Genomic DNA, 26,754 nt, shown 5'->3' with positions numbered 1-26,754 from the left:
TTCTCGAGCTCATTGTGACATGCTTATGAGGCAAAAAATTATATCTAAAAAAGTTGGACAGGCGATTCTTCAAGGATTGGGCCAAATTGAAAAAGAGATGGATCAAGGTCTTTTTGTATTTAAAGAAGAATACGAAGATATCCATATGAATGTGGAGGCACGGTTATATGAATTAATTGGTGATAATGCGGGATATTTACATACAGCGCGCTCACGTAATGACCAAGTGGTTACTGATTTCAAATTGTGGATTCGGGATCACATCAATCTTTTAAATAACCAAATAAAAAAGCTTGGAATTACTTTATTGAACCATTGTGAAAATAATCTTTATACTTGGATACCTGGTTATACACATTTTCAACCTGCCCAACCTATTTCTTTTGCTCATCATTTAATGGCATATGTTGAAATGTTAATAAGAGATCAATCCCGTTTTATTGATTGTCAGCAAAGATTAAATGAATGTCCTTTGGGTGCCGCAGCTCTGGCAGGGACATCTTTTCCAATTGATCGCTATTATACAGCGCGTGTTTTGGGTTTTCAAAAACCAACGGCAAATTCAATAGATACAGTATCTGATCGTGATTTTGTGTTGGATTTTTTGGCGTCCGCATCGATTCTTGCTATGCATCTTTCAAGATTGGCTGAAGAAATTGTCCTTTGGTCAACGCCTCAATTTGGGTTTATCACGCTTAGTGATTCTTTTTCAACAGGCTCTTCCATTATGCCTCAAAAGCGTAACCCGGATGCAGCAGAGCTTATTAGAGGAAAAACAAGCAGAAGTGCTACGTCATTTTCGTCGTTAATTATGCTGATGAAAGCTTTACCTTTAGCTTATGCCAAAGATTTACAAGAAGATAAACATTATGTTTTTGAAACTTATGATACGCTTAATTTATGTTTAATGGCTATGATAGGCATGCTTGAAAGTATGACTGTGAATAAATCTGCTATGGGTAAAGCAACTGACATTGGTTTTATTACCGCAACGGATTTAGCTGATAAGATAACCCAGAATCTTAAATTACCTTTCAGGCAATCGTATCATTTAGTTGGCCAATTAGTAAAATTAGCAAAAAGTAAAAAAAAGAAATTACAAAATTTATCTTTAAAGGAATTAAAATCGGTTCATGCTGCTTTAACAAAAAAAGATCTTGATGCTTTGACAATTGACTATTCGATTAATAGCCGTCAAAGTTATGGGGGAACGGCTCCCATTTGTATTAAAAAATCAATTAATGAGGCATACAAGAAGTTTAATGGTAAAAAATAATTTTAAAACTAATCGAATAGTGCGATCCATTTTTTTTAATTTTCTTTTAATAAGTATATTAAGCCTGACAAGCTGTGGAAAAAAAGGGGATCTTGAAAAACCCGAAGGTAGTGATCCAAAATATCCTAGGCAGTATCCTGCAGATTTATGATTGGATTTTATTATTCTGGGGGCGAATTTTATGCTGATGATCTTAAAATTAAAGATTTAGCTAAAACAATAGGGACACCTTTTTATTGTTATTCTGCAAGTTTAATTGAACATCGCTTTAAACATTTTCAAGCTCATTTACCCAAAAATCGGACATTAATATGTTATGCGCTTAAAGCCAATTCGAACCAAGCTATTATAAAAACTTTGGGACGTTTAGGTGCTGGTGCGGATGTTGTATCTGAAGGGGAATTAAGACGTGCTCTTACTGCCAATATTCCTCCTGATCGCATTGTTTTTGCAGGTGTTGGTAAACAAAAAAATGAAATTACATTTGCTTTACAAAATAACATCTATCAATTTAATGTTGAATCTGTTGAAGAATTAAAAGTACTTAATCAAATTGCAGAAGAATTAAAAATAAAAGCTAAAATCGCTTTGCGTATTAATCCTAATGTTGATGCTTTAACTCATGGAAAAATCACGACAGGCAAGTCAGAAAATAAATTTGGTATTAATATTGATCAAGCGTTTGAAGTTTATAATTATGCAAAACAATTATCCTGGATTGATATTAAAGGTGTCGCGGTCCATATTGGATCCCAACTTATAGATTGGCAACCTTTTTACCAATCATTCCAAAAAATAGCCCAGTTAGTAAAAGAGTTAAAAAAGAATAATTTTCCGATTAGCCGTATTGATTTGGGTGGAGGTATTGGTATTGATTATCATTTGGATCAGCTTCCTAATATTTCAGAATATTGTTCTATTGTTGAAAAAACAGTTGGATATCTAGATTGTGATCTTATTTTTGAGCCAGGTCGTTCTTTATGTGCTGATTCAGGAATTTTAGTAAGCAAAACTATTTATGTTAAAAAGGGCTCTGATCGATCTTTTGTTATTATTGATGCAGCTATGAATGATTTTATCCGACCTACTCTTTATGATGCGTGGCATAATATACAACCTGTCAAAGAACCACTTAAAGATGAAAAATTTTATACCTATGATATTGTTGGACCTGTGTGTGAAACCGGTGATACCTTTGCTTTACAACGTCATTTACCCTATATTAGTAATGAAGATCTTTTGGTTATACGTTCAACGGGTGCTTATGGGGCTGTTATGTCTTCTAATTATAATACACGCCTTAATGCACCAGAAATTATGGTTTATAAAAACCAGTATAAAATAATTCGAGAAAGAACCAATTATCATGATTTAATAATGTTGGATCAATTGCCAGATTGGTTAGAATAATAAATTATATGGTATAGTTAGGAATAAAAATATACCTTTGAATCAATATTCTAAATTAAATTAATTTAATGTTTTTATTTTTAAAAAAAGAAAATATTCCGTTTCGGATACAAATTTATCTTTGGGTTTCTTTTCTCGTAATGACATGGGAAAGAATATGGCTGGTTATATGGCCTGTTGTTATTACAATTTTCATAATTTTAAATTTAATTTTTTCTGGGCTATTTTTAATTATACCTTTATGGATACAAGCCTGTGTTTTTATTAGTTTATTTTTTATTATAGTATTCTTTTTTATCAAAGGATGGAGATCTTTTTCTTTACCTTATTGGGATGAGGTTGAGCGCAGGGTAGAGAAAGATAGCCATGTGATGCACCAACCTTTAATTGGAGTACAAGATAAAATAGCAAATTCTGCTATAGAAGGAACTGAAACAAATATACTATGGAATTTACATAAAAAAACTGCTCAAAGAAAAATAATAAATTTAAAAATTACAAGTTTACGCAACACTTTAATTTATAAAGATCCATGGGCTTTATTAAGTTTAACCCTCTTAATATTGATTATTGAAATTTTTGTTATGCCCTATAATTTTGCAGATTATTGGCGGCAGGTGGTCTCTTTACAAAATATAAGAACACATAATAATTTAACAACTACTGCTCTTTTTGATCTATGGATTACGCCTCCAACTTATACAGGAAAACCACCAATTTACTTATCTACAGCTCAGTCAATTCAATTACAAACTCAACAAGAAAAAAAAATCATTGAAATACCAGAAGGAAGTAAACTTATCGCGCGTCTTACTGGTATTATAACAGATAAAAATACAAATCTTGAGGTTGGTGATTATATTATTCCATTTAAACAAATTGATGAAACTATTGCGCAAACAGAAACACAAATTATTTCAGGAAATTATCTTAAAGCTAATTTAGGCCATAATTCTATGGGACCGTGGCCAATTAAAATTATTGAAGATAAACCACCTGTGATAAAATTTCTTAACTTGCCGTCCTCTATTCAAAATAACAGATTGAAAATAGATTATATGGCAGGAGATGATTATTCCTTGAAAGATATAACTCTCCAAATAAAACCAATAGATGAAAAATTCTATTTTTATGGATTTAAAGATTTAGATGTCAAATTAATATTACCGTCAAATGGTAAAAAGGTTTTTAAATCTACCTCGACGCAAAATTTAAGCTCTCATCCATGGGCAGGATTACCTGTTGTGATGACGCTTATTGCACAGGATGAACAAGGGCAATATACCAGAAGTCAATCCGTAAAAACTTTTTTACCTGAACGTGAATTTCGTAATCCAATTGCGCGTGCAATAATTTATCAACGTAAAAAAATGCTTTTTGCTTTTAATTCAGAATTACGTTTTGCAGTGGCACTTACTTTGTCAGATATTGCTTCTATGCATCAGGAATATAAAAATGATGCGGCTGTCATGCTTTCATTACGCTCTGTTAGTCGCCGTATATTAAGTAATGAATGGGAAAATATGCAAGCCCAAATTCAAGAAGATTTGTGGCTGGCTGCATTACGTGTAGAAAATGGAAATTTATCTATAGCAGAAAAAAAACTTCAGGATACTCAACAAGCATTGCAAGAAGCGTTGGCTAATAATGCTTCAAATGAGCAAATTGAACAGTTGATAAATAAGTTAAGAGAAGCAATGGATGAATATTTTACAGCTCTTAATCAGAAACTGGAGCAACAATTTAAAGATGGTAGTAATCAAGAATTTGAAGCTAATCAAACTGTTTTGTCTTTAAATAATAATGATTTGAAACGTATGTTAGACCAAGCTCAGAAATTAGCACAAAATGGTTCTAGAGATGCGGCACGAACAGTTTTATCCCAACTTCAAGATATGTTAGATAATTTACAAACGTCACCTCAAGCTTCGGTAAACCAAAAAACACGAGAAGCGATGAAGGCTATGCGGGATTTGGACAATTTAACCGAACGTCAAAAACGTCTACGTGATGATAGTATGAAATATTCTGAACAACAAAAACAACAGAATAAGAATTCTAAACCACAATCTAAAAAAGATAGCCAAAATCAAGCGAATCAACAAAATCTTTTACGTCAAGATCTAGATAAGTTGCAGCAGAAATTTAAAGATCTAACTGGACAAGACCCTCAAGACTTAAATGAAGCGAATAATGCCATGCGAGAAGCTTTTAATGCATTGAAAAAAGATAATTGGCAGAAAAGTATAGAGGGACAAAATAAAGCTTTGGATGAATTACAAAAAAGCAAAAAAAATTTAATGGGTCAAATGCGTCAAGGAAATGGGGGGCAAAATCTTTTTCCAGGTATGATGGGCACTAAGAAAGAGCGTCATACAGATCCTTTGGGTAGAGTTGATCCTGGACAAGGTATTATGGATTCAGGAGACGTAAAAATACCAGAAGAATCAGAAATCCAACGTTCTCGGAATATTGTTGATGAATTAAGACGTAGATCAATGGAACATTCAAGATCTCAATCAGAACTTGATTATATTAATCGATTGCTTCAACAATTTGAATAATTGTTTATCTTACTTTGTTAGATATATGGGCGCTATCGAATGTTGCCATATTTTGATGACAGGATAAAGCTGCTTTAAATATAGGTATCACAAGAGCTGCACCTGAAGCTTCACCAAGGCGCATATTAAAATTTAATAATGCTTTTTTCTTAATAATATCAAGTAGTTTTTTATGCCCAGGCTCTGCTGAAACATGTGAAACATAACAATGATCAAGAGCATTTTGTTTGCAGTGAAATAAAATACTTGCAGCTGCTGTTGTTGCAAACCCATCTAGGATAACAGGTACACGTGCTAATCTTGCAGCGATAATAGCGCCAGCTATTGCTGCAAGTTCTAATCCACCAACGCGACGCATAATTTCAAAACCATCGTGTTGCTTATTTTGGTGTAATTGAGCAGATTTTTTAACTATATTTATTTTATGGTGTAAGGTTTCATGGCTAATACCTGTTCCATATCCTACCCAATCTTCGGGTTCACCACCAAAAAGAAGATAACATAGCGCGGCAGCGGATGTTGTATTTCCTATACCCATTTCACCCAATCCCAAAATATCAATACCAGGTTCGACAGCTGTCATACCAAAAGCAAATGCTTTTGTGCATTCTTCTTCACTCATGGCTGATGCTATTGTAAAATCTTCGGTTGGTTGATCTAAATTCATTTCATAAACTTTTAAATCTGCATCCGCTAGTTTACATAATTGGTTGATTGCAGCCCCCCCTTGGATAAAGTTTTTTACCATCTGTTTGGTAACGTCGCTTGGAAAAGCAGATACGTTTTGCGCAGCAACTCCATGATTACCTGCAAAAACAGCGATTCTTGGGTGTTCAAGTTTGGCAGGGTATTTAGCTTGCCAGCCAGCCAGCCATGCTGTAATTTCTTCTAGGATACCAAGCGATCCTGCGGGTTTAGTTAAAGAAATCTCACGGGATTTGGTAAGGTCAATTGATTTTTGATCAACATCAGGAAAATGATTTAAGATAGCTCTGATTTCGTTTAAATTGGCAATCTGGTTATGCATATTTTTTCTTTTCAATTAAAAACAATTGTAGCTAATAAATTATAACAAAGAAATAGTATATATTTTTATTTTAAAGGCTATGGAAAATTTCAAAATCAAAATTAACACTTTTATTGATTTCGGCAAATGTTGGATCCAAGATTTTATAGCTGCTTGTTCCTTATTAACTGTTCTTAATATTTCTTATATGTGGGATAACAAAACTGAACGGCCGCTTGCTTTTTCTGTGCGTGCATTTCCTATTGTTGGATGGTGTATTGGTTTTGTGATGGGATGTGTATTGAAACTTACATATTCAATCAATTTAGAAATATCTCTATCTACAATTTTTGCTATTTTAAGTGGAATTTTATTGACCAGAGGTTTTCATGAAGATGGTCTTGCGGATACAGTAGATGGATTGATAGGAGGAAATAATAAAGAGCATAAATTAATGATTATGAAAGATAGTAGAATAGGTACTTATGGAACTTTAGCATTAATTTTCTCGGTTATAATTAAAATTTTTACCTTAATTTCTCTTTCTGTGGATCAAGGATTTTGGTTATTAATTTTAACCCAAGGAATGTCGCGTAGCTGTTTACCCTGGTTTATGTATAAAATGACTTTGGCAAAAGAATCTGGGTTAGCTTTTCATTTTGGAAAACCTTGTTTTTATTCTACTGTATGGTCCTTGTCTTTAGGTTTGGGTGCTATTTTATTTATTATGGGAATAAAGGTTTTTATTGTTGTTAGTATTCTAACATTTGCTTGGTATCATATTTTTTCTTTGTACGTCAAAAAGCAAATAGGAGGATATACAGGTGATATCTTGGGTGCTTTTCAGCAAACCAATGAAATATTGATTTTAATTTTTTTAGCCTATGGGGCATAGAATCTATAATGGTTTTAATAACAAAATGGTGGTGGATTAGGCATGCCCCTGTTTTAGCATCCTCTCACTATCTTTATGGGCAACAAGACATACCAGCAGATTGTTCAAATGAAAAATCATTTTTAACTCTGGCTCATATGTTGCCGCATGATGCTGTTTGGATTATAACACCTTTGCAACGTACATATCAAACGGCTACAATGTTACAAAAAATAAGCAAGCAAGAAATATTATTTCGTACAGAAGATAATTTTATTGAACAAAATTTTGGGGGGTGGCAGGGATTAAGTTATGATGAAATAAATAATTTAAATAAAAATTTATTTAATAATCGATCGCTTAGATTTTTAGCTCATGCTATTCCCCCAGATGGAGAAAGTTTTAATCAGCTTGTTCAACGTGTTAGTTTTTCAATTAAACAGATAAATGAATTGTATAAAGGACGTGATATAATTGTTATAACGCATGCAGGGACAATTCGGTCCGCTTTAGCTTTCGCTCTTGGGTTAGAAGGGGGGCAAGCTTTGCAATTTAATATATCATGTCTTTCTTTGACGCGATTAGATCATATCAATTTAATTGAAGGAGAATCACTACATCAAAACGAAAATTGGAAAATTCACAAAGTGAACCATCTTTATAAATCTTAATTTAACAGAGATTAAGATTTATAAAAAAATATACTAATGGATTCTTTATTCATAATCTTTATCCTTGACTAGCTTTTGTTATTTTTTTGGTATAGGCTATTTAATACCTAAATAAATTATTAATAAAAGGGAAATTATACATATGATTAAGTTTAGATCGGGATTATTAGCTATTTTATTTTTAGCTATATCAGGTGCAAGTATTCAGGTGCAGGCAGCCTCTTATTCGGAACAGCAAGAATTAATTGAACGTGCAAAAGTAACTTTTCAAAAATTAATGGCTAGTCCAGATTTTTCAAATCTCCCAGGTTATGTTCGACAAGCCAAGGCTATTATGATTTTTCCATCTCTTGTTAAAGGTGGTTTTGGATTAGGAGCAGAAGGTGGTACTGGCGTGATGCTTGCTAAAGATGCACAAAAAGGTTGGAGCGATCCTGCTTTTTATACGATAGCTTCAGGTAGTCTAGGTATCCAAGTCGGTGGTCAAGTATCTGAGGTTGTTTTAACAATTATGACAGAAAAAGCATTTAATACTATATTAGATGATAATTTTAAATTTGGTGGGGATGTAAGTGTTGCGGCAGGACCAATGGGTGTTGGCATGGGGACAGGATTAACAAGTAATTTTGATGCCGACATATATTCTTTTGCTAAAGTAGTTGGTCTTTTTGGTGGGGCCTCTTTACAAGGATCAAGTTTAATGAAACGTGATACACTTAATTCAGATTTTTATGGTCCTAATGCCACGCCAGAAGCGATTTTAATTCAAAGAAAATTTTCTAATCCTTTGAGTCAACCTTTAAAAAATGTCTTAGCTTCTTATTAATTATAAATATATATATTTTACTTATAAATAGGAGAGCATAATTATGCTCTCCTATTTATTTTATAGAGAGGTTCTTTTAGATTTGTGAGAGGTTATTTGTTCCTTATATGTTCTCTATAAATTGATAATGTAAAATAATATTTTTAAAAACAAAACAAAAAACAAATTATTAAATAAAATTAAATAAAAAAATAATATTAAATAATTAAGTTAAAGTCTTGATATATCTATATTAATAGGTATCATTTGATTTCTAATCACATTTTTAAAATTAAATCACTATGTTTTCAGTCGCTTCAAATAAAGATTTAGATACCTCTTTGGAACATAAATCACCATCTAAGGGTGATACAGTGTTAGCTTTTGAGCATCGTAAAATCCCGGTTGTATTTTTACAAAATAAAAGAGCACGCCGTATGATTTTAAGATTTGATCACAATACATCACGTATTGTGGTTGTATTACCTTCCAGAGTTAGTCATGACGAGGGTCGTCGTTTTGCTTTACAAAACAAAGGTTGGATTAAAAATCAACTGGCTCTTTTGCCTGATCCTATTCCTTTTGCTGATGGACATTGGATTCCTTATTTGGGTATTGAACATAGGATTCATCATCATCCAGAAAAACCAAGAAAAGTTTGGAAAGATGGTCATGAAATTCATGTAGGCGGACCTAAAGAGTTTATTGCACGCCGAATAGAAGAATGGTTGAAACAAGAAGCACGTCGTGAAATAGAACAACGTGTTTATGAAAAAGCAGCTGTTATTGGCCGTCGTATTTATGGTCTTACTTTGCGTGATCCTAAAAGCCGTTGGGGTAGTTGCTCCGCCTATGGTAGATTATCATTTTCTTGGCGGTTAGTATTAGCGCCTTTGCCGGTTTTAGATTATGTTGTTGCTCATGAAGTTGCTCATTTACGTCAAATGAATCACGGTCCTAAATTTTGGAAATTAGCAGCTGAATTAACACATGATTTAGAATGGGCTAAAGCATGGTTACAAAAATATGGGCCTGTTTTACATCGATTTGGTTTAATAGCTAATTAAAAATTAGTATACACGTCATCCTGATTTATGTATCTAAAATGTCGATAAACTTTAAAATTATGCAGGTGGTTTAAAGGCTTTCATATTAAAATTATGCCATAAAAGAGCCGGCAGAGTACCCCCAGTAGTTTTGTCCATAGGGGAATAATCATCATTTCCAAACCATACACCTGTGATAAGATCTGATGTAAAACCAATAAACCAAGCATCACGAAAATTTTGACTGGTTCCTGTTTTACCAGCCGCCGGTTGTCCAAAACCTGCAGCTTTACCTGTACCAGAAGTTACAACATTTGCTAAAATATCAAGCATATTATCTACATATTCGCGATCAATAACTGTTTTAGAAGGAGTTGGATCTTTAAATTGATAGAGAATATGCCCATCGCTATCTTTTATTTCTTGTATGCCTCTGGGTTCAACTAATTTACCTTGATTGGCAAAGCTTCCATATGCACCTGTCAGTTCAAGTAATGTAACTTCTTCCGTACCTAAGGCGATACTTGCTGTTGGATTAAGATCAGTTTTAATACCTAGTCTTTTAGCCGTTCTGACAATTCTTTTAGGCCCAACACCTTCACTTATTTGAACAGCAATACTGTTTAAAGATAAAGCAAATGCTTGTCTTAAACTTACTGATCCGTAATAGCGGTTATTATAATTATCGGGGTGCCAATTCCCAATAGATATGGGTGTATCATTCATTATAGTATCTGGTGTTAATCCTTGTTCAAAACCTGTTAAAAAAACAAATGCCTTAAATGAAGATCCAGGTTGTCTTTTAGCTTGTGTTGCACGATTAAATTGACTTTTCTTATAATCTTGTCCACCAATCATTGTTTGGATTGCACCATTTTTTTTCATGGATATTAAAGCTGCCTGGGTTGCGTTATAATGACTACCTTGCTCACTTAAAATCTTAACAGTTTCTTCTTCAGCGATTTGTTGGAGAACAGGGTTAAGGGTGGTTGTTACAATAATATTTTTATTATTAGTTAGATTAATATAGTTTGGAATTTGGTCTAAAATCCAATCAGAAAAATAAGCACCAAGTCTATTATTTTTTGTTGGAATGGGTACATAATTATCGGCCAAAGATCTTTCTGCTGCATCTTGAGTTATAAACTGAGCGTCGACCATGTTTTGTAAAACAAGTCTTGCTCTTTCTTGGGCTAATTTTGGGTCATTAATAGGATTATACCGTGCCGGTGCTTTAAGAAGACCTGCGAGCATGGCAGATTCAAAAAGAGAAATTTGATCAACAGGTTTGTTAAAAAATTTCCGTGTCGCTGCATCAATACCATAAACACCAGAACCAAAATAAACACGATTTAAATAAAGTTCCAAAATTTCTTTTTTTGTAAATTTCTGTTCAAGCCATAAAGATAAAAGAATTTCTTGCCCTTTGCGACGCCAAGTACGTTTAGGTGTTAAAAAAATATTTTTTGCAAGTTGTTGGGTAATTGTACTGCCACCTTGGCTAATCTTGTTTTGATGAAAATTAATATAAAAAGCCCTTATAATTCCCATAATATCGATGCCTATATGACTATAAAAACGTCTATCTTCTGTTGCAAGAACGCTATTAATTATACTTTCAGGTATTTTTTCTAAGGGAATTTTTTCACCATACAAATCACCATATGTCGCTAAAATAAGATTATTATTTGTCATTAAAGTTACAGAAGGTGCAGATTGTTTATAATTTAATTCGTTAGGATCAGGTAAATCATAAGCCAGCCATCCAATCAAACTGGCTATAAATAAAGTACCCCATGAAAAAGTGACTAAAAGCAATTTAAATACAAGATACCATGGTACCCAGCGCAAGGATAAAAAATTCCAAGGTACCCAACGAAAAGATAAAAATTTTCCAATACCTATAATAATAAAAAATAAAAGATATGAAGAGGATGTTTCATCAATTTTGGGGCGATTCAAATCTTGAACGCGCGTTCCTTTAGAAACACGATTAGGAGAAGTAAAACGATTTTTTTTTTCAGGTATTTTAGGCATTTTTTTAAAATGTTGGTTTAAAGACAAGCCATTAATTTGTTAATTTTTTAATAAAATGGCAATAATAAATAGCAAGTTTCAAACCATAAAATCCTGCAATTCAGAAGTAATTTAAGCTAATAAAATTGAATATAAAAGTTAATAAGATAGGACACAAGTTTTATCTTATATTGGATATTAAAAAATCAGTTAATAAAAAAGCCTGAAATAACTTTCAGGCTTTTTTATTAACTAACTGTATAAATTCTTTTAATTTCTATTCCCCATAATTTGCAAAAGGGAAATAAACAGATTGATGAAATCTAAATAAAGTCGAAGTGCCCCTAAAATAGATTTCTTTTTAATCATTTCATTATTATCTTGCCCGTCATATTCTTCTTTAATCATTTGTGTATCATAAGCCGTAAGTCCCGCAAAAATTAATACACCTACAATAGAGACGGCAAATTGTAGGGCAGTTGAAGCAAGAAATATATTTACAATACTTGCAATAATAATACCAATTAGCCCTATAAAAAGAAAAGAGCCAAACCCTGAAAGATCTTTTTTAGTGGTGTAGCCATAAAGACTTAAAGCTGCAAAAGTAGCTGCTGTTATAAAGAAAACCTTAGCAACAGAAACAGCTGTATAAACAGCAAAAATATAAGAAAGAGAAAGTCCCATTACCCCAGCAAAAGCCCAAAATAAAATTTGTGCGGTACTAGCTTGCATTTTATGGATACGGAAACCAAAGAAAAGAGCAAAACCAAGAGGAGCAAGCATTACAATCCAGGCAAGAGGGGTTCCATATATAATTCTAAGAAGCTCAGGGCTTGTTCCTACTAGGTAGGCAATTAAACCGGTTAATCCCAATCCAGCTGCCATATAATTGTAAACACCCAACATATATGTTCTAAGCCCAACATCAAGCTGAATAGCAGTAGCCTGAGCAGAATGGTAGTATTTATTGTTACTGTCACTCGTCATGGATAAGACCTCAGTTTTTAAAGTTTAAGTTGATTAAATAAAATTACTATACAATATATGGTCTATAATGTGTGAAGAATCAATATTGAAGTTAAAAATATTGTAAGAAATTTTTTTTATACCATAAATTATTTTAATTTATTGAATTATGAAACCACCAACCATTCAAGATATAGAAGTTTGGGTTCAAGAAATTGTTCAATCGATACCGGAACCAATACAGCACTATATAAATAATCTGCGTATTCAAATTGATGATTTTCCAGATTCTAAGACAGAGCAAGAAATGGAATTAGAAACAGCCTTTGATCTTTTGGGTTTATATAAGCAAGTAAACTTAGGTTCTTTTAATACGTTACCCAAAGAAATGTTAACTTCAGATTATGCTGATATAATATATTTATACAGAAGATCAATTTTAGATTTTTGGTGTGAAACTTCAGGAGATTTGATAGAAATTATTGGACAAGTATTATTAAATGAAATCGCACGTTATCTTGAATTTAATGTTGAAGAAACCCAACAACTTATTGAACAAACTTTATTCACAGTAAAAAATAACAATCGCAATTTTTTTGATTCTTAAAAATTGTTGTTCAATTAATAATGATAGAGGGTATCAATTATATTCTAATTATTAAAAATTTTTGATTGTCTGCAATATAAAGAAAAATAAAGAATTTATCTGTTAATTTTTGTAAATTTATAAAATAATTTGTAAATTATAAAAACAAAAACTTGACGATTAAAAAACGGCGGCTTATAAAAAATAGATAACAAAAAATTCTATTCTAATTTTTGTTGTGATAGAAGTTGAGGGAGCTTCTATTTTTGTTAAAAAAAGCAATAAATAAATATCTAATTTAAGGTTAAGAGATTATGGCTAATCATCAATCAGCAGAGAAACGTATACGTCAAACTGCAAAACGTACAATTGTTAACAAATCACGCTTAAATCGTGTACGCTCTTTTGTTAAAAAGGTAGAAATGGCTATAGTCCATAAAGATAAAAAACTAGCTGAAGAATCTTTTTTACTTGCTCAACCAGAAATACATCGTGGTGTTAAAGCTGGTGTATTACACCGCAATACAGCTGGTAGAAAATTATCTCGATTAATTTCTCGAATCAAATCATTATAAAAGACAACTAAAAATAATTTTATATAAGGTTTTAGCTTTACCTTTTAGGGGTAGAGGTGGGATTTTTTTGTTTACTTTTTGAATTGAAAAGCAATAGGTATGATTAATTTTAAAAAAGATCGGAAAATAATTGAAATTAATCTTTTTGAACAAAGAAAAAATATCTTATTCATAAATTTGCTGGATTTTTTCTTTCGATTTAATTCTAAGTTTATAGGTGTAATAAAAAAAAATATTACGGCTTATAAAATCTTACTGTTGTTTTTCTGTCGCAGTTGGAGACGATCCTATAAATCAGTTTCTATTGTTACTATATTAGAAGATAAAAGTTGCTATAACATAAATAACTATTCTAAAGATTATTATCAATTACCAAGGCAACAAACCGCACAACATCAGGTTTGTAATCTGTCGTGGTATTAATTTGGGGGTTTATAGTCGATGTCTTTTTCATCAAATGAAATACAACAACAATGGACAAAAGTAAGGGCCCGTTTACAAGCCGATCTTGGTGACGTTGTTTATCATAGTTGGATTAAACCCTTAAATGTTATTGGGTATGAAAATGGTGAAATAAAAATATCTGCACCAACTCGTTTTATAAAAGATTGGATAGAAATTCATTATTTAGATCGATTAAAGAATTTTTGGCATCGAGAAAATTCTGCAGTTCGCTCGTTGACATTTGTTATAAATAAAGAATCAATTAATAAAACATTTTCAACTTCTGAAAATTATCAACAATCTGTTGAGGAAAAAGAATTACTAAATAAAAATAACCAATTAGGAAGTGAAACTTCTTTTTTGACAGAACTTGGTACATCTTTTGATCCAAAATTCACTTTTGAAAATTTTATTACAGATAAATCTAATGAATTAGCCCATGTAGCCGCGCGGCGTATAGCAGATTCAACCCAAGTGACTTATAACCCTTTATTTTTATATAGTGGTGTAGGTTTGGGTAAAACACATCTTATGCATGCAATTGGGCTTCGTATTAAACAACAATTTCCTGGTAAGAAAGTTGTTTATCTTTCAGCTGAAAGATTTATGTATCAATTTGTTCGTGCCCTTCGTCGTAAAGATATGGTGGGATTTAAAGATCAATTTCGTTCAGTTGACGTATTAATGATTGATGACATTCAATTTATTAGTGGCAAAGATTCAACCCAAGAAGAATTTTTTCATACTTTTAATGCTTTAATTGATAAGAACCATCAAATTGTAGTTTCTGCAGATAAACCGCCTATGAGTTTAGAAGGTCTTAATGAACGGGTACGTTCAAGACTAGCAGGGGGGTTAGTTGTTGATATATCTCCCACAACTTATGAATTGCGTTTGGGAATATTAAAATCAAAAGCAAATTTGTTGAAAGTCAATATACCTTTAGAAGTTTTGGAATTCCTTGCTCATAAAATTACCTCTAATGTAAGAGAATTAGAAGGTGTTCTAAACAGAATTGTTGCTCATGCCGCGTTAATTAATAAAAATACTATTACATTGCAAACAGCTCAGGAAGTTTTACATGATCTACTCGCTGTCTATGACCGCCCATTAAGTATTGAGCAAATTCAGAAACGTGTTGCAGAACATTTTAATATTAAAATGTCGGATATGTATTCAGAAAGAAGAGCAAGAGTTGTGGCACGGCCAAGACAAATTGCTATGTATCTTGCTAAACAATTAACTAATCGCTCTTTACCAGAAATTGGTCGTTGTTTTGGTGATAGGGATCATACAACGGTTATGCATGCTGTTAAGAAGATTGAAGAGCTTCAAACAACGGATAAATTTTTTGGCCAAGATGTCCAATATTTGCGCCAAATATTACAGGGATAACAATTTATCAATTCTTCATATTTAATGATCAAATTATTCTTCTTTTTCCTAATTTTTATGTTAAAATAAATTTTGATTAAAGATAGAATTTAGGGAATTTTTTTATTTAATATGCTGTTTTATTGTTTAAATGCTGATCCGGTTTTATGATGAAAATTATTGTTGATCGTGCAATTTTATTAAAATCTCTTCTCCATATACAAAGTGTTGTCGAACGACGTAATACAATCCCAATTTTATCAAATGTTTTGATTGAAGCTGAACAAGATCGATTAGATTTAACAGCAACGGATCTTGATATTACTATCGTTGAAAAAATACCGTCACAAACCCTTGCCCCAGGATCGGTTACACTACCCGCACATACTTTATATGATATTGTCCGTAAATTACCCGAAGGGTGTGAATTACATTTAGAAGAATCGAAAGCAGGTCAATTGTTTTTAAAAGCTGGACGTTCAAAATTTACACTTTCAACATTACCCCGTGATGATTTCCCTTCATTAGCTGTAGATGATTTAACACATAATTTTTTTATCCCAGCAGATTTTTTAAAAAAATTAATTGATCGAACAAAATTTGCGATTTCAACGGAAGAGGCACGATATTATCTCAATGGTATTTTCCTCCATACACTTAAAACATCAGAAGGAATAATGTTGCGGTCTGTGGCCACGGATGGTCATCGTTTAGCACGAGTAGAGGTTAAATTATCTGATAATATAGGTTTAGATTCTGGAATTATTATACCAAGAAAAACCGTGACGGAGCTTAAAAAACTGGTAGATGAATTTAATGATCCTATTAAAATATCTTTTTCTGACACAAAGATAAGTTTTTCTGTTGGGGATGCTTTTCTTGTATCTAAACTTATTGATAGGGCTTTTCCGGATTATCAAAAAGTTATCCCAGAAAATAATGATAAAATGTTTACCGTTGAAAGAAATATGTTTGCCCAGGCTGTTGATCGTGTTGCAACTATTTGTAGTGATAAATCAAGAGCAGTTAAATTGCATTTAAAACCTTCTGTTTTATCTATTCATGCAAGCAGTCCTGAAAACGGCACAGCATTCGAAGAAGTAGAAATAAATTATAAAGCGGATGATTTAGAAATAGGTTTTAATGCCCGTTATCTTATGGATATAGTTCAGCAAATTGAAGGAGAAAAAATAAAATTTTCTTTATCAGATGCGGCTTCGCCTGTTTTGATTAATGATACCGAAGATCAAGCGGCTCTTTATATTCTTATGCCTATGCGTGTGTGAATAATAGGAGAATACAATTTCATCTTATGTTTTGCATTCTAATATAGAGCCTTTTTTAAAAAAGGCTACGGATAGTTTGCCAGCTATTACTAGTCTAACTCTTAGTAATTTTCGTAGTTATTATCATACTACTTTTGATTTATTGCCAAACCCAGTTGCTTTAGTAGGGGCAAATGGCTCTGGTAAAACTAATATTTTAGAAGCTCTTTCTTTTTTAGCACCAGGCCGAGGTTTGAGACGCGCAAAATTACATGTTATTAGAAATAATAAAAATACATCTTATCATGATTGGGGGGTTCGTGCCGTTGTACAAAAATTAGATTATAAAACTTGTATTAGCACAGGGTATCAAGGGTCGGTTGATAATAGCGAAACATTAAAAATTAAAAGAATTATTAAAATAGATGATGTTCTTCAATCTAATCAATCGTCACTCTTGGATCTCCTTAATGTTGTTTGGTTAACCCCCCAAATGGAAAGAATTTTTTCTGAAGGTGCTTTAGAAAGGCGTCGGTTTATTGATAAGCTTGTCCATTTTTTTGATCCTGATCATTCTGATAGAATCGCCCGTTTTGATCATTTTATGAAACAAAGATTACAGATTTTAAAAACTTATTCAATAAATCACAAAATTTCTTTGTGGTTGGATGCCTTGGAAAAACAATTAGCAGAATTAGCGATAGCTATTTCGGATTCAAGATCAAATTTAATCAATATACTCAATACTGTTGATAAAGATTATATGGAAATTTTTCCTTGGCTCCACTTACAAATGAAAGGTATAATAGAGGATTGGTTAAATATTTTACCAGCTTTAGAAGTTGAAGAAAAGTATATGGCTTTATTAGCGGAAACTCGCATCCAAGATAAAGAAACGCAAACGATGTCTATCGGACCTCATCGCAGTGATCTTTTGGTTGTAAATAAAACAAATTCTATGGCAGCTGCTGAATGTTCAACAGGTGAACAAAAAGTATTATTAATAGGATTAATTTTAGCCTATGCTTATGCACAAAAAACAATAAAAGGAACTGGGCCTCTACTTTTATTAGATGAAATTGCAGCCCATTTGGATGAAACAAAAAAATCTTATTTATTTAAGATTTTGCTTAATATAAAAAGCCAATTTTGGTTAACTGGTTTAACAAGAGAGGCTTTCTCGTCTATTGCTCAAGACATACAATTTTTAACAATTAGCAAAAGTGTAGTTTATCAATTATGAAAGAAAAACAAGTGCAAGATTCGCAAGATTTGGAATCTTTTTCCCCTGCGTTAGAAAATAATTATGATGCTGATTCAATTAAAGTTTTACGTGGCTTAGATGCTGTTCGTAAACGACCTGGTATGTATATTGGAGATACAGATGATGGATCGGGGTTGCATCATATGGTTTATGAAGTTGTTGATAACGCTATTGACGAAGCTCTTGCAGGATATTGTACATTAGTTGAAGTAATTTTAAATGTAGATGGATCTGTAACGGTACGTGACAATGGCCGGGGTATACCTGTCAGTATTCATAAAGAAGAGGGTGTATCTGCAGCAGAGGTTATTATGACACAACTTCATGCAGGCGGAAAATTTGATCAAAATTCATATAAAGTATCGGGTGGACTGCACGGTGTTGGTGTGTCTGTCGTTAATGCATTATCGGAAAAATTAGATTTAGTAATCTGGCGTGATGGGTCAGAACATGTGATGCATTTCTCAAATGGTGTGGCTATAGCTCCTTTGTCTATCAGGGCAAAGATTGATGCCAAAAAAACGGGTACAGAAGTTAGATTTTTACCTTCAAAAGAAACTTTTAGTAAGACAGAATTTGATTTTGCAACACTAGAACACAGACTGCGTGAACTTGCGTTTTTAAATTCAGGTGTTCGCCTTATTTTAACGGATGAGCGTAAAGCAGAAGCTACAAAAGTTGAATTGTATTATCAAGGTGGTTTAGAAGCTTTTATTCGATATTTGGATAAAACAAAAAACCCACTTCATGGCAATTTAATTGCATTCAATGCTCAAAAAGATAATATCGTTGTTGAAATTGCAATGGAATGGACGGATAGCTACCATGAAACAATGTTGTGCTTTACGAATAATATTCCCCAGCGTGACGGTGGTACCCATTTAGCTGGTTTTAGAGGTGCGCTAACAAGACAGATTAATTTATTTGCATCCCAAAGTCCTTTGATGAAAAAAGATAAAATTAACTTATCAGGAGATGATGCAAGAGAAGGGTTAAGTTGTGTTTTATCTGTAAAAGTACCAGATCCAAAATTTTCATCTCAAACAAAAGATAAACTTGTATCTTCTGAAGTAAGACCGGTTGTTGAATCTCTTGTGAATGAAAAATTAAATCAATGGTTTGAAGAGCATCCTGCGGAATGCAAAAAGATTATTGGTAAAGTTATAGAGGCAGCAACAGCCCGGGAAGCAGCGCGTAAGGCACGGGAATTAACAAGACGTAAGGGGGCCCTAGATATGGCATCTTTACCTGGAAAATTAGCAGATTGCCAAGAAAAAGATCCAACTTTAGCTGAACTTTTTATTGTCGAGGGCGATTCAGCCGGTGGGTCTGCAAAACAGGGTCGTAACCGTAAATTTCAAGCTATATTACCTTTACGGGGGAAAATTTTAAATGTTGAACGTGCTCGTTTTGATAAAATGTTAGCTAGCCAAGAAATTGGAACTTTAATTACAGCATTGGGGACAAGTATTGGACGTGAAGAATTTGATATAAATAAAGCACGATATCATAAAGTGATTATTATGACAGATGCGGATGTTGATGGTGCACATATTCGAACCTTGCTTTTAACGTTTTTCTATCGACAAATGCCCGAATTAATAGAGAAAGGTTATCTTTATATTGCACAACCACCCCTATATCGTGTTAAGAAAGGGAATGCAGAACGTTATTTAAAAAATGATGAACAATTAGAAGATTATTTATTAGAGCTTGGTTTAGAATCCATAATTTTACAATCTCCTGAAGGACAAGTGTTGCGTAAAGGACAAGATCTTAAATTTATGCTTGATCTCGCGCGTACAACACGTAATTTATTGATACCTATAATTCGTAAAGTAGGAAATTATTTTATTGTTGAACAAGCAGCTATTTATGGATTGCTGAATGCTGACAAATTAAATTCTAATATGTCAGATACATTTATTAAATCTTTTATTGATAAACTTAATATCCAATCCATGACAGAAAACGAATCTTGGTCTGCAACTATTCATACAGAGGGGGGTATGATGGTACAGAAAATATCCCAAACGGGTAAAGAGCGATATACATTAGATCCATCTTTGCTTCGGTATCGTGAGATTCATCAATTGGAATCTATATTACCACAATTATCCGAATATTTTATGCAACCCATTACATTAAAAATTAAAGATGAAATAATTCCTGTAACTGGTCCTGTGCAATTATTTGAAACAGTTCTTGAATTATCAAAAAAAGGCGTATCTATCCAACGTTATAAAGGTTTAGGAGAAATGAACCCGGATCAATTGTGGCATACAACTTTGGATCCATCGATTAGAAGCTTGCTTCAAGTTAAAATTTCACATGTTGATGAAGCAGAAGAAGTTTTTTCAACTTTGATGGGGGATGTTGTTGAACCAAGAAGGGAGTTTATCCAAGTGAATGCATTGAATGTTGCTAATTTAGATATTTGATTTTATTGGTTTTTGTCTAAATGTTTATATAAATGTTTTTCTAATAATTTATAAATTCCTAAAATACTATAAGTTATAGCCAAATATATAGCGGCAATTGTAATAAAAAAAGTATCTTGCAATAAGGTTTGGCTAGCTAGTTTGCGAGCAATACCCGTTAAATCCATTAAAGTAATAATGCTTGTTAATGAACTAGCATGAAGCATAAGAATTATTTCATTAGAATAAGCGGGTAAAATATATCGAATGCTAATGGGTAGGATAATCCGTCTAAATAAAAGTAATTTTGACATCCCACATGCTTTTCCAGCTTCAATTTCTCCTAAAGGAACAGATTTAAAAGCACCTTGTAATATCTCTGCTGTATAGGCCGCAGTATTAAGGGTTAAAGCAATAAGGGCGCAACTATAAGCATCTTTGACAATAAGCCATAAAAAGGTATTTTGAATATTAATCTGTCCAAATCCATAATAGATAAGATAAATTTGAATTAATATAGGGGTACCGCGAAAAAAAAAGATATAGGCCTTTGCTAATTGAGAAATAATTTTATAAGAAGAAAGTTTTAGAATTGCGAGTAAAAATGCTAAAATTAACCCAAGAGCTAATGAATAAAAAGTCAGTTCAAGTGTTAGAAGAAACCCTTGGAATAAATCTGGAATGTAATTAAAAATAATTGAAAAATTCATTTTAATTTTTTATGAAACCTTGATTTGCTTTAATTTCAAGTTTTCTGATAATAATCATAGAAAGGTTTGTAAATATTAAATAAATTAAAGCAGCTGTAAGAAAAAATAAAAAAGGGTTTCTTGTGGCACCTGCAGCAATATGTGCTTTCCGAGTTAATTCATCAAGACCAATAACAGAGATGATTGCGGTGGCTTTTAGTAAAACTAACCATACATTACCAATGCCAGGTAAAGCAAATCTTAGAAGTAAAGGTAATAAAATACGTTTTATAATTAGAAAACGCGACATTCCGCATGCGGCGGCTGCTTCAATTTGCCCTTTTGGAATTGCTAGAATGGCGCCACGAAAAACTTCGGTTGCATAAGCCCCGTATATGAATCCAAGCGTAATAACACCTGTTACAAAAGCGTTAATATTAATATAGTCTTTATGGCCAACCCATAAAGCTATATGTTGCAAAAGAATGGAACCTTGATAATAGATTAAAAGTAAAAGTACTAATTCAGGGATGCCGCGAATAATGCCTGTATATAAATTGGCTAAATTTTTAAAAAATGGTGATGTATAAATTTTAATTAAAGCCATTATTAACCCTAAAGCTAGGGCCATAATTAAAGATGAAATCCCAACAGCAAGAGTTAATAAAGCCCCATCGCAAAGCATCCATCCATAATTAATTAAGTCATTCATATAATTACTAATGAAATCTCATTAAAAATGGCCTCAAATCATAATCAATTATTGATTAGGATCGAGGCCATTTAATTATAAAAATAAAGTATTATTAATCTCCATAAACATCAAAGTCAAAATAAGTGTCATTGATTTTTTTATAAGTATCGTCTTCTCGGATAGCATCAATAGCTTGATTAAAAGAATTAAGTAAATCTGTTTCTCCTTTACGCAAAGCAATACCCACACCTTCACCTAAAATACTTTTAGGTTCTACATAACTTGGTCCAACAAATTCATAATCTTTGCCACTTTCTGTTTTTAAAAAACCAAGATTTAAAACAACACTATCTGCAAATAATAAATCGACACGCCCTGCTACCATATCAAGGTTAGCATTATCTTGTGTATCATAAAGAACAGGAATAGCTTTAGGAAATTGATCTTTTATAAAATTCTCATGAATGGTTGCACGTTGAACAGCAACCCTTTTATTAGCTAATCCATCATTGCTTATAGTAATATCTGTATCTTTCTTTTTAACAAAACGCGCTGGTGTTTGATAATATTTTTTACTAAAATCAACTTGTTCTTTACGTTGGGGTGTAATAGACATTGATGCTATAATAGCATCATATTTTTTTGCTTGTAATCCTGGAATAATACCATCCCAATCTTGGGCAACGATTTCACAATCTGCCTTCATTTTTTCACATAAAGCTTTAGCTATATCAACATCAAATCCTTTAAGTTCCCCTGTTTGATCGACATAATTAAAAGGGGGATATGCTCCTTCTGTCGCAATACGGATTTTTTTAGATAATCCTGGTACACCAACAGGTGTATTGCTTCCGGTATCTGTCGTGGCTTGATCATTTTGTAAGGAAGATGTTGCTATGTTTGTTTCAAGCCCTAGGTAATTTTTAAATTTTTGATAAACGTCTGGATTGTTATAAAAATAAATCGCAAGAATGATTACGATGGCAAGAATAAAAAATATAAATTTTTTCAAGGTAAGCTCCATTCAAATAATTGACTTAACATCCCGACCTTTGTACAAGATTTTGTAATTATTTTCAATGTAGAACATTATGAAGGCTTTTGGCTAAAAATTGCCTGCATCGCTCTGATTTTGGGTTGTTAAATACTTCTTTTGGTGGGCCTTGTTCTTCAATCCGGCCATTATGGAGATAAATAACTTCGGACGCTACTTCTCTTGCGAAATTCATTTCGTGGGTGACGATAAGCATGGTTCGTCCTTCTTCAGCTAATTGTTTCATAACTTTGAGGACTTCGTTAACAAGTTCAGGATCCAAAGCAGAAGTTGGTTCATCGAACAACATTACTTTGGGATCCATAGCTAAGGCTCGTGCTATAGCTGCTCTTTGTTGTTGCCCACCAGATAATTGATTAGGATAAAAATCTTTTTTATTTTCAATCCCAACTTTATTTAATAAAAATCTAGCTTGTTCAAGTGCTTTAGTTTTGGGTACTTTTAAAACGTGAATAGGTGCTTCAATGATATTTTCTAAAATGGTCATATGAGACCATAAATTAAAATTTTGAAAAACCATACCAAGTTTTGAACGAATTTTATCAACTTGTTTATAATCAGATGGTATATATTTCTTATCTTTTGTATAATGCATACGAATTAATTCACCATCAATGATAACGCGACCTGCATCCGGTATTTCAAGTAAATTTAAACAACGTAAAAATGTACTTTTGCCTGACCCGCTGCTTCCAATCATGGCAATGACACTTCCTTGAAGTGCTGTCAAAGAAATACCTTTTAATACTTCAGTGTTTCCAAATTTTTTATGGATATCTTCAGCAATTAAGGTGGCAGGGTTCGTCAACATATTTATGAATTATGGTCAAATGGTAAAATCTACAAATAGAATAAAATAAACATAGTAAAAATTGTAACTCAGTCCGTTTTTTTTAAAAAGAAAATAATTTTGTATAACCCTAAAATAAATATGATCAATGGACCTAACCATAACAAATAGGTATAAGGATCAAGAGGTGGGTCTAAAAGAATAAAATTTCCGTAACGTAAAACAAGATAATCAATAATTTGTTGGTCAGTTTCGCCTTGTTCTAGTTTATTTAGGATAATTTTTTTTATATCAGTTGTTAAATGTGCATCAGAATCTTCTAAAGATTGGTTTTGACAGACAGGACATCTTAACTGTCTATAAAGATTATGGGCACGTTCATTAATTTCCAACGTAGGGGGTAGGGTCAATGGATTTGCATAGCTTTGAATATTATAAAAATAAAAAATTATAATAAGAGCTATGAAAGTTTGTTTAATTAGCCAAATTATGGAGAGTAGGTATAATTTCACGAGATACAATCGTTTGTTCTAAAGGGCCAGCATGGTGATAACGAATAATTCCTTGTTGGTCAAGAATAAAGGTTTCAGGTATTCCATAAATACCAAAATCTATAGCTGTTTTTCCTTCATCTAAGATGACCACATGATAGGGGTTGCCTAATTTAATTAACCAATCTTTTAATTTAATAGGATCATCTTTATAACCAATACCAATGAGTTTTATGTATTTTTCTTTTTCTACAAGGTCTCGTAAGATTGGTATTTCTGCTTCGCATGGTATGCACCAGGATGCAAAAAAATTAATTATGGTTATTTTTTTTTCAAGATTATTTTGGGTAAAAAAATTATGTTGGTCAAGAACAGGTAAATTAAAGACAGGTACAGATTGGTTAACTAATGCAGATGGTATAAAAGAGGGATCTTGACCTTTTTTTAATGTCCAACCAAAATAAAAAACAACAGCGATAAGTATAATAATAGGTAATAAATAAGGAAGACGTTTAAACATAAATCATGTTTCCTTTTTTCTTATTAGATAATATTGATACCAAACATAAAAAGCCACCAATAATTATGGCAATAAAACCTGACCATATAATAATCATAAAAGGTTTGATATAAATTTTTATATTCCATATACCTTGGGTATTGGGTTCCCCCAGTACAGTATAAATATCGGTTAAATAATATCGGCCAATCGCTGTTTCGCTTGTTAATGTTTGATCTGGGAGATAAAGCCGTTTTTCTGGAAATAATTCCAAAATTTTTTCATGGGTCGACTGTAAATAAACAAATATTGTCGCTTGATAAGCCGTATAGTTTGGCCCATCAATTTTTTTTAAAGCATCAAAGTGAAAATTATAATCTGCAAAATGTACCGTTTGTTTAGGAATAAGATTAAAATCAATTTGTTGTGTCCAGGTGGCATTACCAACAATGCCTAAAAGTAAAATGCCAATTCCTGCATGGGCTATAATCATACCATAGAATCTCCAGGGTAAGTTCTGTGCAATAATCAAACTTTTGTGAAAAGGAAGAATAAAAATTTTCAACCGTTGGGTTAAATGATGGATGCTTCCCATAATTATCCATAAAGATAATCCAAATCCAAAAATGGTTTCTAAATTTTCTGTACTTATTAACAGTAGTAAACCTAAAGATAAACTTATACTGATAACAAGTAATTTTATATTACGCCATAATCTTTTCCATATATCTTTACGCCATGCTACTTCCATACCTATGATAACAATAAGGCCTAAAGGAATAATAATAATGCCAAAAGTTTTATTAAAATAAGGGGGACCAACAGATACTTTAAGTGTTGAGAAAAATTCTAAAAAGACAGGGTAGAATGTACCTAAAAAAACTGTGGCGGTAGCTGTACATAATAAAAGATTATTCAATATAATACTATTTTCACGGCTTAGAAAAGTAAATTGAATAGTCTCTTTTAAAAGAGGTGCTTTGAAAGCAAAAAGTAAAAAAGCACTTCCCGAAATGAGAACAATAATATCTAATATAAATATACCGCGGCTTGGATCACTTGCAAAACTGTGGACGGAAATAAGTATACCGGACCGTACTAAGAATGTACCTATAAGACTTAAGGTAAAAGTTATAATAGCTAAAAAAGCGGACCATTTTTTAAGAATATTGCGTTTTTCTAAAACACGTAATGAATGAATAAGGGCGGTTGCCGCAAGCCAGGGCATTAACGATGCATTTTCAACCGGATCCCAGTACCACCATCCACCCCATCCTAATTCATAATAGGCCCAATAACTTCCTAAACAAATACCGATACCTAAAAACAACCATGAAAATAATACCCAAGGATAAAGGGCTGATGCCCAAATGTGATTAATTTTACCTGTAATTAACCCAGCAATTGCAAAACAAAAAGAAAGAGAAAACCCAACATACCCAATATAAAGCATAGGGGGGTGCAAGGCCAATCCGGGGTCTTGTAAAAGTGGATTTAATCCAGCCCCTTTATTTTCAACTAAAGGGGAGAGTTGAAAAGGACTAGATGTTGTTAAAATAAAAAGTAAAAAAATACCATTCATAAATCCTTGGATGATCATAATCCAAGAGCGTGATTTTTGATCTAAGGATTGGTTACGGTGATAAAATATAAATGTAAAACAAGAAATAACAAGAATCCATAAAAGGATAGAACCTTCGTGATTACCCCAAGCTGCAGCTATTTTGTAAATAAGAGGCTGTAAAATATATGAATTTTCTGCAACTACTTTTAAAGAAAAGTCAGATTTAATATAGGCAACTATTAATAAAAAAAACGCTAATAAAATGCAAATAAACTGCCCGTTAATATTATAATATCCATAATGGATAAATTTGTGGTGATTAAGTTTTAGGCCCAATCCAAGTATTATGACTTGGAGACTACAAAAAATTAATCCTAATAAAAGACTATATTGACCAGCTAATGCAATCAT

23 protein-coding genes are annotated in these 26,754 nt (G+C 32.4%); 13 read left to right on the top strand and 10 right to left on the bottom strand.

The features are described from left to right. From argH to K1X44_03200, 3 genes are all read left to right on the top strand, one after another. A partial coding sequence (argH, locus tag K1X44_03210; GenBank protein ID MBX7146301.1) for an argininosuccinate lyase occupies window positions 1-1,276 on the top strand: 1,276 nt, incomplete at its 5' end. Window positions 1,277-1,423: 147 nt separating this feature from the next. Next, window positions 1,424-2,686, top strand: coding sequence for a diaminopimelate decarboxylase (gene lysA / locus K1X44_03205; protein ID MBX7146300.1), 1,263 nt, complete (start codon window positions 1,424-1,426; stop codon window positions 2,684-2,686). Window positions 2,687-2,826: 140 nt separating this feature from the next. After that, window positions 2,827-5,250, top strand: coding sequence for a DUF4175 domain-containing protein (locus K1X44_03200; GenBank protein ID MBX7146299.1), 2,424 nt, complete (start codon window positions 2,827-2,829; stop codon window positions 5,248-5,250). Between the two features lie 4 nt (window positions 5,251-5,254). On the opposite strand, the gene cobT is transcribed toward K1X44_03200, so the two are convergent. Continuing rightward, on the bottom strand, window positions 5,255-6,277 hold the full coding sequence (gene cobT, locus K1X44_03195) for a nicotinate-nucleotide--dimethylbenzimidazole phosphoribosyltransferase (protein MBX7146298.1): 1,023 nt from the start codon (window positions 6,275-6,277) through the stop codon (window positions 5,255-5,257). A gap of 79 nt (window positions 6,278-6,356) precedes the next feature. On the opposite strand from cobT, the gene cobS reads away from it, so the two are divergent. From cobS to K1X44_03175, 4 genes are all read left to right on the top strand, one after another. Continuing rightward, the gene (gene cobS / locus K1X44_03190; protein ID MBX7146297.1) at window positions 6,357-7,151 is read left to right on the top strand and encodes an adenosylcobinamide-GDP ribazoletransferase; all 795 of its coding nucleotides are present in this window, start codon (window positions 6,357-6,359) and stop codon (window positions 7,149-7,151) included. Window positions 7,152-7,159: 8 nt separating this feature from the next. Beyond that, window positions 7,160-7,801 (top strand): histidine phosphatase family protein, encoded by a 642-nt coding sequence (locus K1X44_03185; protein ID MBX7146296.1) that lies wholly within the window; start codon window positions 7,160-7,162, stop codon window positions 7,799-7,801. A gap of 142 nt (window positions 7,802-7,943) precedes the next feature. Beyond that, window positions 7,944-8,627 carry a lipid-binding SYLF domain-containing protein gene (locus K1X44_03180; protein MBX7146295.1) on the top strand — a complete coding sequence of 228 codons (684 nt, stop codon included), beginning with the start codon at window positions 7,944-7,946 and terminating at the stop codon, window positions 8,625-8,627. Between the two features lie 281 nt (window positions 8,628-8,908). Beyond that, window positions 8,909-9,673, top strand: coding sequence for a M48 family metallopeptidase (locus tag K1X44_03175; GenBank protein MBX7146294.1), 765 nt, complete (start codon window positions 8,909-8,911; stop codon window positions 9,671-9,673). 57 nt (window positions 9,674-9,730) lie between these two features. On the opposite strand, the gene K1X44_03170 is transcribed toward K1X44_03175, so the two are convergent. Further along, window positions 9,731-11,689 carry a PBP1A family penicillin-binding protein gene (locus K1X44_03170; protein MBX7146293.1) on the bottom strand — a complete coding sequence of 653 codons (1,959 nt, stop codon included), beginning with the start codon at window positions 11,687-11,689 and terminating at the stop codon, window positions 9,731-9,733. A gap of 249 nt (window positions 11,690-11,938) precedes the next feature. Then, on the bottom strand, window positions 11,939-12,655 hold the full coding sequence (locus K1X44_03165) for a Bax inhibitor-1/YccA family protein (protein MBX7146292.1): 717 nt from the start codon (window positions 12,653-12,655) through the stop codon (window positions 11,939-11,941). 148 nt (window positions 12,656-12,803) lie between these two features. Here K1X44_03165 and K1X44_03160 point away from each other — a divergent pair, with 148 nt between their 5' ends. From K1X44_03160 to gyrB, 6 genes are all read left to right on the top strand, one after another. Next, window positions 12,804-13,241: a metallopeptidase family protein gene (locus K1X44_03160; GenBank protein MBX7146291.1), complete on the top strand. Its 438-nt coding sequence runs from the start codon at window positions 12,804-12,806 to the stop codon at window positions 13,239-13,241. A gap of 293 nt (window positions 13,242-13,534) precedes the next feature. Next, entirely contained in the window at window positions 13,535-13,795 is a 261-nt protein-coding gene (rpsT, locus tag K1X44_03155; protein ID MBX7146290.1) for a 30S ribosomal protein S20, read from the top strand. A gap of 441 nt (window positions 13,796-14,236) precedes the next feature. Beyond that, window positions 14,237-15,634 carry a chromosomal replication initiator protein DnaA gene (gene dnaA / locus K1X44_03150; protein ID MBX7146289.1) on the top strand — a complete coding sequence of 466 codons (1,398 nt, stop codon included), beginning with the start codon at window positions 14,237-14,239 and terminating at the stop codon, window positions 15,632-15,634. A 149-nt stretch (window positions 15,635-15,783) separates the two neighbouring features. Further along, window positions 15,784-16,899, top strand: coding sequence for a DNA polymerase III subunit beta (gene dnaN / locus K1X44_03145; GenBank protein ID MBX7146288.1), 1,116 nt, complete (start codon window positions 15,784-15,786; stop codon window positions 16,897-16,899). Window positions 16,900-16,975: 76 nt separating this feature from the next. Beyond that, the gene (gene recF / locus K1X44_03140) at window positions 16,976-18,121 is read left to right on the top strand and encodes a DNA replication/repair protein RecF (GenBank protein ID MBX7146287.1); all 1,146 of its coding nucleotides are present in this window, start codon (window positions 16,976-16,978) and stop codon (window positions 18,119-18,121) included. Next, a complete protein-coding gene (gene gyrB, locus K1X44_03135) occupies window positions 18,118-20,583 on the top strand; it encodes a DNA topoisomerase (ATP-hydrolyzing) subunit B (protein MBX7146286.1) in 2,466 nt (821 codons plus the stop codon). The genes recF and gyrB overlap by 4 nt, the downstream gene beginning before the upstream one ends. A gap of 2 nt (window positions 20,584-20,585) precedes the next feature. Here the strand turns inward: gyrB and K1X44_03130 are convergent, their stop codons facing one another. The 7 genes from K1X44_03130 to K1X44_03100 form a co-directional block, all read right to left on the bottom strand. Continuing rightward, the gene (locus K1X44_03130; GenBank protein ID MBX7146285.1) at window positions 20,586-21,272 is read right to left on the bottom strand and encodes an ABC transporter permease subunit; all 687 of its coding nucleotides are present in this window, start codon (window positions 21,270-21,272) and stop codon (window positions 20,586-20,588) included. 1 nt (window position 21,273) lies between these two features. Beyond that, complete coding sequence (locus tag K1X44_03125; protein MBX7146284.1) at window positions 21,274-21,963, bottom strand: ABC transporter permease subunit; 690 nt, start codon at window positions 21,961-21,963, stop codon at window positions 21,274-21,276. A gap of 94 nt (window positions 21,964-22,057) precedes the next feature. Further along, complete coding sequence (locus tag K1X44_03120) at window positions 22,058-22,969, bottom strand: ABC transporter substrate-binding protein (protein MBX7146283.1); 912 nt, start codon at window positions 22,967-22,969, stop codon at window positions 22,058-22,060. Between the two features lie 52 nt (window positions 22,970-23,021). Continuing rightward, the gene (locus K1X44_03115) at window positions 23,022-23,810 is read right to left on the bottom strand and encodes an ATP-binding cassette domain-containing protein (GenBank protein MBX7146282.1); all 789 of its coding nucleotides are present in this window, start codon (window positions 23,808-23,810) and stop codon (window positions 23,022-23,024) included. Window positions 23,811-23,878: 68 nt separating this feature from the next. Next, window positions 23,879-24,199, bottom strand: a complete 321-nt coding sequence (locus K1X44_03110) for a cytochrome c-type biogenesis protein CcmH (GenBank protein MBX7146281.1) — start codon at window positions 24,197-24,199, stop codon at window positions 23,879-23,881. A 64-nt stretch (window positions 24,200-24,263) separates the two neighbouring features. After that, entirely contained in the window at window positions 24,264-24,800 is a 537-nt protein-coding gene (locus K1X44_03105; GenBank protein ID MBX7146280.1) for a DsbE family thiol:disulfide interchange protein, read from the bottom strand. Continuing rightward, a complete protein-coding gene (locus K1X44_03100) occupies window positions 24,793-26,754 on the bottom strand; it encodes a heme lyase CcmF/NrfE family subunit (GenBank protein ID MBX7146279.1) in 1,962 nt (653 codons plus the stop codon). The genes K1X44_03105 and K1X44_03100 overlap by 8 nt, the downstream gene beginning before the upstream one ends.

The sequence above is a fragment of the Alphaproteobacteria bacterium genome (assembly GCA_019695395.1).
GTDB lineage: Bacteria > Pseudomonadota > Alphaproteobacteria > JAEUKQ01 > JAIBAD01 > JAIBAD01.
The sequence above is the reverse complement of the archived record's forward strand: the minus strand, read 5'-3'. Positions and strand labels throughout refer to the sequence as shown.